Consider the following 12,874-nt stretch of genomic DNA (forward strand, 5'->3'; position numbering starts at 1 on the left):
GAGTGGTTGAGCACGGCGGAGATCCGCCGCCGTTTCACGGCGCATTTCGCCGAGAACACGAGTGTCGGCGAGCACACGGTGGTGCCCTCGGCATCGCTCCTGCTCGATGACCCCAACCTGCTCTTCGTCAACGCAGGCATGGTGCCCTTCAAGCCCTACTTCCTGGGCCAGGCGACGCCGCCCTACGACCGGGCCACCTCGGTGCAGAAGTGCATCCGTACGCCTGACATCGAGGAGGTCGGTAAGACCACCCGTCACGGCACCTTCTTCGAGATGTGCGGCAACTTCTCCTTCGGCGACTACTTCAAGGAGGGCGCCATCACGCTCGCCTGGGAGCTGGTCACCAAGTCGGTCGCCGACGGCGGCTTCGGCTTCGACGAGTCGGTCCTCTACCCCTCCGTGCTCAACGGTGACGAGGAGGCGGTCGCGCTCTGGAAGAAGATCTCCGGCCTTCCCGACGACCGCATCGTGCGGCTCCCCCCGAGCGAGAACTACTGGTCGATGGGCGTGCCCGGGCCCGGTGGCCCGTGCTCGGAGATCCTGATCGACCGCGGCCCGGAGTTCGGCGCCGACCGCGACTGGGACGCCGGGGACCGCTACCTCGAGTTCTGGAACCTCGTCTTCATGCAGGACAACGTCGTCGAGGCGCGCTCCAAGTACGACGTCGACATCGACGGTCCGCTCGCCCAGACCGGCATCGACACCGGTCTCGGCCTCGAGCGCGTCGCCTACCTGATGCAGGGCAAGGCGAACATGTACGAGACCGACGTCGTCTTCCCGGTCATCGAGAAGGCGATGGAGCTGACCGGGAAGAAGTACGGCGCGTCCTACGAGGACGACGTGCGCTTCCGCGTGGTCGCCGACCACGTGCGCTCCTCGCTGATGCTGATCAGCGACGGTGTGACCCCCGGCAACGAGGGCCGCGGCTACGTCCTGCGCCGGCTGATGCGGCGGGCGATCCGCAACATGCGTCTGCTCGGCTACGAGGACCCGGCGATGCCCGAACTGCTGCCGGTCTCCCGCGACAAGATGGGGGAGACCTACACCGAGCTGCACACCGGGTGGGACCGGATCAAGCGGGTCGCCGACTCCGAGGAGGAGGCCTTCCGCAAGACCCTCGCGGCCGGCACCCAGATCTTCGACCTGGCCGCGACCGAGGTGAAGTCGAGCGGATCGACCACCTTCACCGGTGACAAGGCGTTCCAGCTCCACGACACCTACGGGTTCCCGATCGACCTGACCCTCGAGATGGCCGCCGAGGCGGGCCTCGAGGTCGACGAGGCGGGCTTCCGCGGTCTGATGACCGAGCAGCGCGAGCGGGCCAAGGCCGACGCGCGCGCCAAGAAGGGTCAGCACGCCGACCTGACCGTCTACCGCGGCATCCTGGACAGCAACGGGCCGACCGACTGGCAGGCCTACACGACCCTCGACACCGAGTCGAAGCCGGTGGCGCTCCTGCGGGAGGGCAAGCCGGTCGACGTGCTCGGTCCCGACCAGATCGGCGAGATCGTCCTCGACCGCACCCCGTTCTACGCGGAGTCCGGCGGCCAGTCCGCCGACGCGGGCATCATCGAGTTCGACGGTGGTCGGCTCGAGGTCGTCGACGTGCAGCGGCCGGTCAAGGGCCTCGTGGTGCACCAGGTCCGCGTCGTCGACGGCGAGTTCCACGGCGGAGAGTCGCTCGTGCACGCGAAGGTCGACCCCGAGTGGCGCCTCGGCGCCCGCCAGGCCCACTCCGGCACGCACGTGGTCCACGCGGCGCTGCGCGAGGTGCTCGGCCCGACCGCGCTGCAGTCGGGTTCCTACAACCGCCCGGGCTACCTGCGGCTCGACTACGGCTGGACCAAGGGCTTGACGCCGGAGCAGATGCACGAGATCGAAGAGGTCTCCAACAACGCGCTGCGCGCCGACCTGCCGGTCTCCTGGGACTACATGACGCTTCCGCAGGCCAAGGAGTGGGGCGCGATCGCGCTCTTCGGCGAGACCTACGACGACTCCAAGGTGCGTGTCGTCGAGATCGGCGGCCCTTGGTCGCGTGAGCTGTGCGGTGGCACCCACGTCGACCACTCTGCGCAGATCGGCACCATCGTGGTCACCTCTGAGGCGTCGGTCGGCTCCGGCAACCGCCGGATCGAGGCCTTCACGGGCGTGGAGGGCTTCAACTACCTCGCCCGTGAGCGCGACGTGGTCTCCGAGCTCAACCTGCTGCTCAAGACCAAGTCCGACGACGTCGTCGGCCGGGTCTCCGACCTGATGGAGCGGCTCAAGGCCGCCGAGAAGGAGATCGCCCGGGCGCGTACGGCCCAGCTGCTCGCCTCCGGCGGCTCGATCGCGGCCTCCGCCGTCGACGTCAACGGCGTGCAGGTGGTCGCGGAACGGGTCCCCGGTGTGGGCGGCGGCGACGCGCGTACGCTCGCCCAGGACGTACGCGCCCGCCTCGGTGAGTCGCCGGCGGCCGTCGTCCTGGTCGGCGACGCGGACGGCAAGGTGGCGGTCGTGGCCGCGGTCAACCCTGCGGGCATCGCTGCCGGTGTGAAGGCGGGCGACCTGATCAAGGAGCTGGCTCCGGTCGTCGGCGGTCGCGGTGGCGGCAAGCCGGACTTCGCCCAGGGCGGGGGCACCGAGGTCGGCAAGATCGACGAGGCCGTCGCCCAGGTCGCCTCGTTGGTGACCAATGCAGTGACTGGAGCCTGATGCGGCACGGCGTACGCCTCGGTCTCGATCCTGGCGACGCCCGGATCGGCGTCGCCAGGAGCGACCCCACGGGGTTCCTGGCGACGCCGCTGGAGACGGTCAAGAAAGGCCGCGGGGACCTCGCGCGGCTGAAGGCGATCGTCGCCGAGATCGCCGAGGAGTCGACGATGCTCGAGGTGGTCGTCGGGCTGCCTCGGTCCCTCAAGGGAGGGGAGAACCCGGCGACTGCTAAGGTCCGGGACTTCGCCGCGTCGTTGGCGCGGCGGGTGGCTCCGGTCCCGGTTCGACTCATCGACGAACGGCTCACGACCGTCTCTGCGGAGGCTATGCTCCGAGACCGAGGCCGCAAAGGTCAGGACCGCCGCGCAGTGGTGGACATGGCCGCGGCTGTTGTGATCCTGCAACACGCCTTGGACAGTGAGCGCGCTACGGGGACCGCGCCAGGAGAGATCGTTGAGGTCGTCATTGAGTGAGCGCTACTACCCCTCGGACCCGCGCGACCCCCGTCGCTCTGGTCAGGGGTCCTATCGTCGCGACCCGCGTGGTGGCTATCCGCCGCGACAGCAGCCTCCGCAGGACCCCCGGGACCCGCGCCGGATGCCTCCGCAGGCGCCGGGACAGCAGACGCCGCGACAGATGCCCGGTTCCATGCCCGGTCCCATGCAGGGGCAGCGGCCTCCACACCACCAGGGCCAGCCGGGTCAACCGGGTCAACCGGGGCGACGGCCAGGGCCTCGCCCGATGCCTGGTGCCGGCACACCGCCGCCCGGCTACGGCCGCCAGGAGCCGCCGCAGCCCGGATATGGTGGGCCTGCCTATCCGCAACAGCAGCCCGGCTTCTTCGACGGCGGTCCCATGGAGCATCACGACGACTACTTCGACGACGAGCCCCCCAAGCGCAAGCGACGCTTCGGCGGCTGCCTGGCGGTGCTCGTCGCCATGGCCGTCGTGGTCGGCGGGTTCTACTTCGTGGGTGACCGCGCCGTCGACTACGTCAAGGACATGGTCGCGCCGCCGGCCGACTATCCCGGGCCGGGCACCGACCCGGTCTCGTTCGAGGTGCACGAGGGCGACACCGTCTCTGCGGTCGGCCGCAACCTCAAAGAGGCCGGTGTGGTGGAGTCAGTCGACGCCTTCATCGACGCGGCCAACGCCGAGGGGCTGACGGTCCAGGTCGGCTTCTACCCGCTGAAGAAGGAGATGAAGGCCGCTGACGCTGTCGAGATCCTCGCCAACCCGGAGAACATCGACACCGTCAACGTCACCATCACCGAAGGCTCCCGCGCCAAGGCGATCTACAAGGTGCTCGCCGAGAAGACCGGGAAGAAGCCGGCCGACTTCAAGAAGGCCGCCGAGGACACCGAGGCGATCGGGCTGCCCGACTACGCCAAGGGCAACGTCGAGGGCTACCTCTTCCCGGCGACGTACGCCTTCCCGCCCGACGCTACGCCGACCGAGATGCTGGCGATGATGGTCGACCGGTGGGAGCAGGCGCTCGGCGACAACGACATCGAGGCGCGTGCCAAGCAGCTCAAGTGCGGCGACGGCAAGGCGTGTACGCCCGAGCAGATCATGACCGTGGCCTCGCTCGTGGAGGCTGAAGGACGCGGCGACGACATGGCCAAGATCGCGCGAGTGATCTACAACCGGCTCGACCCCAAGGTCGACGACGGGGCGACGAACGGCACGCTCGGCATCGACGCGTCCAACGCCTACGGCATCGGCAAGTCCGGCACCACCGCGCTCACCTCGGCCGAGCTGGCCAAGGACACGCCGTACGACACCCGTCGGCGCGCCGGCCTGCCGCCGACGCCGATCGGGTCACCCGGTGACGCGGCGATCCAGGCCGCGCTCAACCCGGCCAAGGGCAGCTGGCTCTTCTATGTCACGGTGAACATGAAGACCGGCGAGACCAAGTTCACCCGCGACTACGACCAGTTCCAGGAGTGGAAGGGCGAGATGGACGCCTACTGCGCGAAGAACAAGTGCTGACGTGGTGGTGGACCTCAGAACGTTGCAAGGAGATGCTGAGTGAAGTGCGCTGTCCTGGGTGACCCGATCGAGCATTCGCTCTCACCGGCGCTGCACCGTGCCGCGTACGCCGAGCTTGAGATGTCCGACTGGTCCTACACGTCCGCGCGGGTGACCGGCGGCGGCCTGGCCTCCTATGTCTCCAGTCTCGGCGGCGACTGGCCGCCGAGCCGGTGGCGGGGGCTGTCGGTGACGATGCCGCTCAAGCGGGAGGCGTACGAGCTGGCGCGGTCGGTCTCACCGCGGGCGCGGCTCGTGGGGGCGGTCAACACGCTGGTGCGCTCCTCGCACGGTTGGGTGGGGGACAACACCGACCTGCCCGGTGCGGTCGCGGCGATCCGGGAGCGGGCCGGAGACGGCTTCTCCTGCTCCCACGGGGCGGTCCTGGGGGCTGGTGCCACCGCAGCCTCGACCGGCCTGGCCCTCGCTGAGCTGGGCGCCTCCCGGATCACGCTGCTGGCTCGCAACCCGGGTGCGGCGGGGGAGACGATCGAGATGATCTCGCGTCACCGGAGCAGGCCCGTGGTCTCGGTGCTGCCGCTGGACTCGGCGATCGACGGAGTCGACGCGGTCGCCTCCACGGTCCCGGCGAAGGCACTGACCCCTGAGCTCATCGACCGCTGGGCAGCGACGCCGGTCGTCTTCGACGTCGTCTACGACCCGTGGCCCTCGCCGCTGCTCTCCGTCGCACCCGGTGTGGCTGTCAGCGGTCTGGACCTGCTCGTGCACCAAGCGGTGCTGCAGTTCGAGATCTTCACCGGGCGCGCGGCCCCGCTCGACGCCATGCGGGCGGCGGGGGAGAAGGCGCTGGGCATCAGGGAGTCCAGCCTGGAGCCGACACCGGCATGAGTCCGGTGGCGGTCGTGCTGGTGAGTGCGGCCGCCGCCGCACTGCTCTCTCTCGGGGTGCCGCCACTGCTTCGCCGGCTTCCCGAACCTGCCGACGACCCGCCCGCGGTGTCCTATGCCGATCTGGCCGGGTCGGCGCTGCTCCTGCCGCTCGCGACGAGCGTCTCCGCGGTCGTCGCCGCGCTGCTGGCGTGGCAGGTGGAGCCGTCACGGCTGATGGTCTTCCTGGTTCCGCTCGTGCCGCTCCTGGTGCTGCTGGCGTACGTCGACTGGACGGTGCAGCGGCTGCCGAAGCAGCCGATCCTGACTGCCACCGCAGCTGGCCTGCTCGCGGTCGGTGTCGAGTGGCTGTGGGTGCGCGACACGGGGATCGTCATCGGTGCGGTCGTCGGGCTCGTCCTGGCCCGCTCGGCGTTCTGGCTGCTGTGGCGGCTGGTGCCGCACGCGATGGGCTTCGGCGACGTACGCCTCGCTGCGCTCGTCGGTCTGGTCCTCGGTCGGCTCGGCTGGGAGGAGCTCGCGGTCGGACTGTGGTCCGGTCTGGCGATCTTCGGTATCTGGGGCATCGGACGCGCGGTCGCGCAGCGGTCGCGGGCGGCGATGCGCGAGCCCTTGGCGTACGGACCCTTCATGGTCCTGGGGATGCTGGTCGGGGTGCTCGGCGTCTCGCTTTGAGGCCGGGTTCGCGGGGTTGCGAGCCAGGGATGAAAGGATGACGTCATGTTGCGTTGGCTCACTGCGGGCGAGTCCCACGGTCCGTCTCTGACGGCCGTGATGGAGGGTCTGCCCGCCCATGTCCGGATCACCTCTGACGACATCGCTGATGCCCTGGCTCGGCGCCGGCTCGGCTATGGCCGCGGCGCCCGGATGAAGTTCGAGAAGGACCAGGTGCGGATCACCGGCGGCGTACGCCACGGGGAGACCCAGGGCGGTCCGATCGCGATCGAGGTCGGCAACACCGAGTGGCCCAAGTGGGAGACCGTGATGGCCTCCGACCCGGTCGACGCCGATGTGCTCGCCGGTCAGGCCCGCAACGCGCCGCTGACCCGGCCGCGGCCCGGGCACGCCGACCTGGTCGGGATGCAGAAGTACGACTTCGACGACGCCCGTCCGATCCTGGAGCGGGCCTCGGCCCGCGAGACCGCAGCCCGGGTCGCGCTCGGTGCGGTCGCCTCGGCCTTCCTCGAGCAGGCCCTCGGGGTGCGCCTGGTGTCCCACGTCCTCGAGATCGGCGGCGTCCGCACACCGAGCCACCAGGTCCCTGCGCCGGAGGACGTCGCCCGGCTCGACGAGGACCCGGTGCGGGTCCTCGACCCCGACGGTTCCAAGCAGATGGTCGCCCGGATCGACGAGGCCCACAAGGACGGCGACACCCTCGGCGGCGTCGTCGAGGTCGTCGTCCACGGACTACCGCCGGGCCTCGGCTCCCACGTGCACTGGGACCGGCGGCTCGACGCGCGCCTGGCCGGCGCGCTGATGGGCATCCAAGCGATCAAGGGCGTCGAGGTCGGCGACGGCTTCGAGCTCGCCGCGACTCCGGGTTCCAAGGCCCACGACGAGATCGTCTCCTCCACCGACGGGATCCGCCGCACGTCTGGGCGCTCCGGCGGCACCGAGGGCGGCATGTCGACCGGCGAGGTGCTGCGGGTCCGTGCGGCGATGAAGCCGATCGCGACCGTGCCCCGGGCGCTGCGCACCGTCGACGTCGCGACCGGCGAGGCCGCTGTGGCCCATCACCAGCGCTCCGACGTCTGTGCTGTGCCTGCGGCCGGTGTCGTCGCGGAGGCGATGGTCGCGCTCGTGCTGGCCGAGGCGGCGCTGGAGAAGTTCGGCGGTGACTCTGTCGCCGAGACCAAGCGCAACGCCGAGTCCTACCTCGCGAACCTGAGGTACTCCTGATGCCGGCAGTCGTGCTCGTCGGCCCGATGGGCGCGGGCAAGTCGACGGTCGGAGCGCTGCTCGCCTCACGGCTCGGGGTCGCGCTGCGCGACACCGACGAGGACATCGCGGCGGCCGCCGGCAAGAGCGTGCAGGACATCTTCGTCGACGAGGGTGAGGCCCACTTCCGTGCGATCGAGGCCGAGGCCGTCGCCGCCGCGCTCGCCGAGCACGACGGCGTGGTCTCCCTCGGTGGTGGCGCCGTGCTGGCCGAGCAGACCCAGATCCTGCTCAAGGAGCACACCGTCGTCTACCTGCGGGTCGGGGTCGCCGATGCGGTCAAGCGGGTCGGGCTCGGTTCGGGCCGCCCGCTGCTGCTCGGCAACGTACGCGGCCGCATCAAGACGCTCCTGGAGGAGCGCGCGCCCGTCTACGAGTCGGTCGCGACCCTGGTCGTCGACACCGACGGCCGCTCGGCCGACGACGTGGCCGCCGAGCTGGTCGCCGCCCTGACCGCACTGAACGCAACGGAGTAGAAGTGACTGAGACCGTCATCAGGGTCGAGAGCGCCGCGGCGTACGACGTCGTCATCGGATCCGGACTCGCCGGCCGGCTCCAGGGACTCCTGGGCGAGGGCGTCGAGCGGGTGGCGTTCCTCTACGCCGCCGAGCTGGCCGAGTACGCCGAGCCCGTGCTCGAGGAGCTCCTGAAGCACTACGACGTGCTCGGCCTCGGCCTGCCCAGCGGCGAGGACCAGAAGACCGTCGCCGTCGCCAACGACTGCTGGGAGGCGCTGGGGGAGAAGGGGTTCACGCGCTCCGACGCCGTCGTCACCTTCGGTGGCGGCGCCACCACCGACCTCGGCGGGTTCGTCGCGGCCGGCTGGCTGCGCGGCGTACGCGTCGTGCACGTCCCCACCACCGTGCTCGCCATGGTCGATGCCGCGGTCGGTGGCAAGACCGGGGTCAACACCGGTGCCGGGAAGAACCTCGTCGGCGCGTTCCACGAGCCCGCCGGTGTGCTGTGCGACCTGGCGTTGCTCCAGACCCTTCCGCGGGAGGACCTGGTCGCCGGGCTCGGCGAGGTCGTCAAGTGCGGCTTCATCGCCGACCCGGAGATCCTGCGGCTGGTCGACGAGACCGACGAGATCACCGCCTCCTCGCCGGTCCTGCCTGAGCTGATCGAGCGCGCGATCCGGGTCAAGGCCGAGGTGGTCGCTGCTGACCTGAAGGAGACCGGTGGCGCCGACGGCCACCCCGGCCGCGAGACGCTCAACTACGGCCACACCCTCGCGCACGCGATCGAGAAGCACTCCGGTTTCTCGATCCGCCACGGCGACGCGGTCGCCGTCGGCTGTGTCTACGCCGCCGAGCTCGCCCGTCTCGCCGGGGTCCTCTCCGACGACGTCGCCGCCCGGCACGCGCCTGCGTTCGCCAAGGTCGGCCTACCGACCACCGTCAAGGAGCTCGGCATCGAGGCCTCCTTCGACGACCTGATCGGAGCCATGCGCGTCGACAAGAAGGCCCGTGGCTCCGTCCTCCGCTTCCTCGTCCTCCACGACCTCGCCGACCCGCGCATCCTCACCGGGCCGACCGAGGAGCAGCTGCGCGAGGCGTACGCGGTCGTCGGCTAGGCCGACGCGGGGCGGCAGGGCTGACCTCGCCGCTATGACAGAGGGTCCGACCTTGTGAACGATTCACAAGGTCGGACCCTCCTTGGGCTCAAGCGGTGAACGCAACACCTGATTAAGAGAGGTGTTGCGATGGATGCGCGTGTTGGTCGGCCGGCGCCGCCGCGAGAGCGGATGTCGGGGTTCTGGGCGGGGATCCGCTCGGGGTTGTCGCAGGAACGTGCGGCGAGCGGTGCTGGTGTGTCGGTGGCGAGTGGGAGGCGGTCGTTCATCGATCGTGGTGGGGTGATGCCACCAACCGGTGCCGGGCAGCTGAGGCGGAGTCTCAGGTTCGCTGAGCGTGAGGAGATCGCGCTGCTGCGTGCTGCTGGGGTGGGGGTCCGTGAGATCGCACGGACGCTGGGTCGTCATCCGTCCACGATCAGCCGCGAGCTGCGTCGTGTCTGCCACCACCGCGGTCCCGGCGATCGTCACAAGATGAAGTACCGAGCCTCTACCGCGCAGGCCGATGCGGACCAACAGGCCCGACGGGCGAAACCGGCCCGGCTGGCGACCAGCCAGCGACTGCGTATGGAGGTGCAGTCCAGACTGGTCGATGACCATAGTCCCGAGCAGATCGCCCGGCGGCTACGCGAGGATTTTCCCGACGATCCGGAGATGTGGGTGTCGCACGAGACGATCTACCAGGCGCTCTACGTTCAATCTCGTGGCGGGCTCAAGCAAGAACTCACCAAGCACCTGCGCACCGGACGTGCCGTTCGCAAGCCGCGCCGTTCCGGCGGGCAACGCCGCGAACGGTTCGCCGGGATGGTGCTGATCAGCCAGCGTCCGCCCGAGGTCGAAGACCGTGCCGTTCCTGGGCACTGGGAGGGTGACCTGATCCTCGGGTCCCTCGAGTCCGGGTCCGCTGTCGGCACACTCGTTGAACGGACTACGCGGTTCGTGATGCTGCTCCACCTGCCCGGTGGACACACCGCAGACATCGTCCAAGAAGCCATGGTCACCAAGATGGCCACACTGCCTGAGCAGCTCCGGTTGTCCCTGACCTGGGACCAGGGAGCCGAGATGGCCAACCACATCCAGATCGCTGAAGCGACCGGTATGTCGATCTACTTCTGCGATCCGCACTCACCCTGGCAGCGCGGCAGCAACGAGAACACCAACGGACTGCTACGCCAGTACCTGCCCAAAGGCACCGACCTCTCGTTCTACGGACCCGGCATGCTCGACAACATCGCAAGCCAGCTCAACAGCCGACCACGCAAGACCCTCAACTGGCGCACACCCGCCGAAACCCTCGACGCACTACTCTCAGGAACATCAGGTCCACCTGGTGTTGCGACCACCGATTGAATCCGCCCTCTGTCATAGCGGACGCTGACGACCTGATCGGCGATCTGGCGCCATGACAAGCCATGCCGATAGTTGCGGGGATGCGGACGTATGACGAGCTGAGATGGGCCTGGCTCAGCACCTACGTCCGTCCGTTCTACATGTGGGCCGAGTGGCTCCCGCACGATTGGGCGATGCCCCGTCGCGTCGCGCGAGCAGGCAAGCGAGTCACGATCAGCGATGTGCGACGAATGCTCCATGGAGAGACCTTCAGGTGGCGTACCGGGGCTCCTAGGCCCGGCTCACTTTCCCGACCAGCGCGCGACGTCCTCGTCGGTGACCTCGACGGGACCCTCGACCCGCTCGGTGACGCGAATGTGGTTGCCGAACGGGTCGCGGAGCGCGCAGTCGACGCCGTAGGGCTGCCGGATCGGCTCTTGGGTGAACTCGACGCCCTTGGCGGAAAGCTCCTCGTAGAGCTTCTGGCAGTCGTCGGTGTTGAAGATGACCGCGGCGCCCATCGCGCCCTTGGTCACCAGGTCGCGCAGCTGGGCGGCGGTCTCGGCGCTGTGGGCGGGTGAGCCGCCTGGCACCTCGAGCAGCAGCTGGTGGTCGGGATCGCCGGGGAGGTGGACGGTGAGCCAGCGCATGAAGCCCATGTTGACGTCGCTGCCGACCTCGAGGCCGAGCTTGCCGACGTAGAAGTCGAGCGCCTCGTCCTGGTCGAGGACGTAGATTCCGGTGATGTTGATGTTGGTCAGCATGCGACCAGTCTGCGGCCCGCCGGAGCCGTACGCTTCTCCGAAACTGCTCAGCTCGCCGGCCGCATCCAGGCGCGGGCCACGCACCCAGGCACCGCGGGGCTGTCGGCCTTGGCGCGGTAGTCGCTGGGGGAGGTGCCGACGATGTCGCGGAACGTACGGCTGAAGGTGCCGAGGCTGGTGAAGCCGACCGTGAGCGCGACCTCGGTGACCGGCATCGAGGTGTCTCGCAGCAGTGCCATGGACCTCTCGATCCGGCGGCGCTGCAGATAGCGGTGGGGCGTCTCCCCGAAGACCGCCTTGAACCGGCGTATGAAGTGCGCGGAAGACACATGGGCGACCCGCGCGATCGCCGGCACGTCGAGCGGCTCGGCGTAGTGCCGGTCCATCGCGTCGCGCGCCCGCAGCAGGCGGCGGTTCTCGTCCTCGCGCGGCGTCACAGACCCGAGCGTATGCTGGGTCGGCTCGTCACGGCGAGCCGACCCAGCAGGCTGCTAGCAGGTCACAGACCCATGTCCTTGGCGATGATCAGCTTCATGACCTCGGAGGTGCCGCCGTAGATGCGGTTGACGCGGTTGTCGGCGTAGAGGCGGGCGATGGGGTATTCGTTCATGTAGCCGTAGCCGCCGTGGAGCTGGAGGCAGCGGTCGATGACGCGGTGGGCGACCTCGGTGCAGAACAGCTTGGCGGAGGCGGCCTCGGCGGCGGTCAGGGTGCCGGCGTCCTCGGCCTCGATGGCGCGGTCGACCACGGCCTCGGCGGCGTCGACCTCGGCCTTGCAGGCGGCCAGCTCGAACTTGGTGTTCTGGAAGGAGGCGACCGGGGTGCCGAAGACCTTGCGCTCGGCGACGTACTTCTTGGCGAACTCGACGGCTGCCGCGGCCTGGGCGTAGGCGCCGACGGCGATGCCGAGACGCTCGACGGGGAGGTTCTGGCCGAGGTAGGAGAAGCCCTTGCCGACCTCGCCGAGGACGTCCTCGACCGGGACCTGCACGTCGGTGAAGGACAGCTCGGCGGTGTCGGAGACCTTGAGGCCGAGCTTGTCGAGCTTGCGACCGACCTCGTAGCCGGGGAGCTTGGTGTCGACGGCGAGGAGCGTGATCCCGCCGCGGCGGTCCTCGGGGGTGGCCGGGGAGGTGCGGGCGCAGACGATCACCCGGTCGGCGTTGACGCCGCCGGTGATGAAGGTCTTGGCGCCGTTGAGGACGTAGTGCTTGCCGTCCTCGGTGAGCTTGGCGTTGGTCGTCATGCCGGCGAGGTCCGAGCCGGTGCCGGGCTCGGTCATCGCGATCGCCCACATCTCCGCACCGGAGACGAAGCCGGGCATCCAGCGCTCCATCTGCTCCTTGGTGCCGAGGTTGAGGAGATAGGGCAGGCACAGCCCGACGTGGACGGACGAACCACCGAAGGAGACACCGGCGCGGGCGAGCTCCTCGGTCATCACGGCGGAGTACTTGAACGACTCGATCCCGGCGCCGCCGTACTCCTCGGGCACCTGGATGCCCCATACGCCGAGCTCGCCGAGCTTCAGGTAGAAGTCGTGGGGGACGATCCCGGCCTCGTACCACTCGTCGTAGACGGGGGTGACCTCCTTCTCGATGAACGAGCGGATGGTCTCGCGGAAGGACTGGTGGTCCTCGGTGTAGATCGTGCGGCGCATGCGGTGCTTACTCCTCGGGTGCTTTTCTTCTCGGGGTCGA

Annotated in this window: 12 protein-coding genes; 9 read left to right on the forward strand and 3 right to left on the reverse strand. The window is 69.4% G+C overall.

The window, feature by feature from the left end; translation table 11 throughout:
* Positions 1 to 6 precede the first annotated feature (6 nt).
* The 9 genes from alaS (at position 7) to WBG06_RS14520 (ending at position 10,434) form a co-directional block, all read left to right on the forward strand.
* Complete coding sequence (alaS, locus tag WBG06_RS14480) at positions 7 to 2,694, forward strand: alanine--tRNA ligase (RefSeq protein ID WP_442945472.1); 2,688 nt, start codon at positions 7 to 9, stop codon at positions 2,692 to 2,694.
* The gene (gene ruvX, locus WBG06_RS14485) at positions 2,694 to 3,167 is read left to right on the forward strand and encodes a Holliday junction resolvase RuvX (RefSeq protein ID WP_336737537.1); all 474 of its coding nucleotides are present in this window, start codon (positions 2,694 to 2,696) and stop codon (positions 3,165 to 3,167) included. The genes alaS and ruvX overlap by 1 nt, the downstream gene beginning before the upstream one ends.
* 268 nt (positions 3,168 to 3,435) lie before the next feature.
* Complete coding sequence (gene mltG, locus WBG06_RS14490) at positions 3,436 to 4,686, forward strand: endolytic transglycosylase MltG (RefSeq protein ID WP_336737539.1); 1,251 nt, start codon at positions 3,436 to 3,438, stop codon at positions 4,684 to 4,686.
* Positions 4,687 to 4,725: 39 nt separating this feature from the next.
* Positions 4,726 to 5,574: a shikimate dehydrogenase gene (locus WBG06_RS14495; protein WP_336737540.1), complete on the forward strand. Its 849-nt coding sequence runs from the start codon at positions 4,726 to 4,728 to the stop codon at positions 5,572 to 5,574.
* Positions 5,571 to 6,248, forward strand: a complete 678-nt coding sequence (locus WBG06_RS14500; protein WP_336737541.1) for a prepilin peptidase — start codon at positions 5,571 to 5,573, stop codon at positions 6,246 to 6,248. The genes WBG06_RS14495 and WBG06_RS14500 overlap by 4 nt, the downstream gene beginning before the upstream one ends.
* Before the next feature lie 45 nt (positions 6,249 to 6,293).
* Positions 6,294 to 7,472, forward strand: coding sequence for a chorismate synthase (gene aroC, locus WBG06_RS14505; RefSeq protein ID WP_336737542.1), 1,179 nt, complete (start codon positions 6,294 to 6,296; stop codon positions 7,470 to 7,472).
* Positions 7,472 to 7,987: a shikimate kinase gene (locus WBG06_RS14510; RefSeq protein ID WP_336737543.1), complete on the forward strand. Its 516-nt coding sequence runs from the start codon at positions 7,472 to 7,474 to the stop codon at positions 7,985 to 7,987. Before aroC ends, WBG06_RS14510 begins: the two co-directional genes overlap by 1 nt.
* A gap of 2 nt (positions 7,988 to 7,989) precedes the next feature.
* Positions 7,990 to 9,084, forward strand: coding sequence for a 3-dehydroquinate synthase (gene aroB, locus WBG06_RS14515; protein WP_336737544.1), 1,095 nt, complete (start codon positions 7,990 to 7,992; stop codon positions 9,082 to 9,084).
* 129 nt (positions 9,085 to 9,213) lie between these two features.
* The gene (locus WBG06_RS14520) at positions 9,214 to 10,434 is read left to right on the forward strand and encodes an IS30 family transposase (protein ID WP_336737545.1); all 1,221 of its coding nucleotides are present in this window, start codon (positions 9,214 to 9,216) and stop codon (positions 10,432 to 10,434) included.
* Positions 10,435 to 10,715: 281 nt separating this feature from the next.
* Here the strand turns inward: WBG06_RS14520 and WBG06_RS14525 are convergent, their stop codons facing one another.
* The 3 genes from WBG06_RS14525 to WBG06_RS14535 all read right to left on the reverse strand — a co-directional run bounded on the left by WBG06_RS14525 (position 10,716) and on the right by WBG06_RS14535 (position 12,834).
* Entirely contained in the window at positions 10,716 to 11,177 is a 462-nt protein-coding gene (locus tag WBG06_RS14525; RefSeq protein ID WP_336737546.1) for a VOC family protein, read from the reverse strand.
* Positions 11,178 to 11,224: 47 nt separating this feature from the next.
* Positions 11,225 to 11,614 carry an AraC family transcriptional regulator gene (locus WBG06_RS14530; protein ID WP_336737547.1) on the reverse strand — a complete coding sequence of 130 codons (390 nt, stop codon included), beginning with the start codon at positions 11,612 to 11,614 and terminating at the stop codon, positions 11,225 to 11,227.
* 62 nt (positions 11,615 to 11,676) lie between these two features.
* Complete coding sequence (locus tag WBG06_RS14535) at positions 11,677 to 12,834, reverse strand: acyl-CoA dehydrogenase family protein (RefSeq protein ID WP_336737548.1); 1,158 nt, start codon at positions 12,832 to 12,834, stop codon at positions 11,677 to 11,679.
* Positions 12,835 to 12,874: the final 40 nt, after the last annotated feature.

The organism is Nocardioides sp. CCNWLW239 (genome assembly GCF_037137035.1).
Taxonomy (GTDB): Bacteria; Actinomycetota; Actinomycetes; order Propionibacteriales; family Nocardioidaceae; genus Nocardioides.

Excerpts from the sequence above, each read along its gene's own strand:
- WBG06_RS14510 (WP_336737543.1), top strand. The coding sequence starts at position 7,472 with ATGCCGGCAGTCGTGCTCGTCGGCCCGATGGGCGCGGGCAAGTCGACG.
- ruvX (WP_336737537.1), top strand. The coding sequence starts at position 2,694 with ATGCGGCACGGCGTACGCCTCGGTCTCGATCCTGGCGACGCCCGGATC.
- WBG06_RS14520 (WP_336737545.1), top strand. The coding sequence starts at position 9,214 with ATGGATGCGCGTGTTGGTCGGCCGGCGCCGCCGCGAGAGCGGATGTCG.
- WBG06_RS14525 (WP_336737546.1), bottom strand. The coding sequence starts at position 11,177 with ATGCTGACCAACATCAACATCACCGGAATCTACGTCCTCGACCAGGAC.
- WBG06_RS14535 (WP_336737548.1), bottom strand. The coding sequence starts at position 12,834 with ATGCGCCGCACGATCTACACCGAGGACCACCAGTCCTTCCGCGAGACC.
- aroC (WP_336737542.1), top strand. The coding sequence starts at position 6,294 with ATGTTGCGTTGGCTCACTGCGGGCGAGTCCCACGGTCCGTCTCTGACG.
- mltG (WP_336737539.1), top strand. The coding sequence starts at position 3,436 with ATGCCTGGTGCCGGCACACCGCCGCCCGGCTACGGCCGCCAGGAGCCG.
- WBG06_RS14500 (WP_336737541.1), top strand. The coding sequence starts at position 5,571 with ATGAGTCCGGTGGCGGTCGTGCTGGTGAGTGCGGCCGCCGCCGCACTG.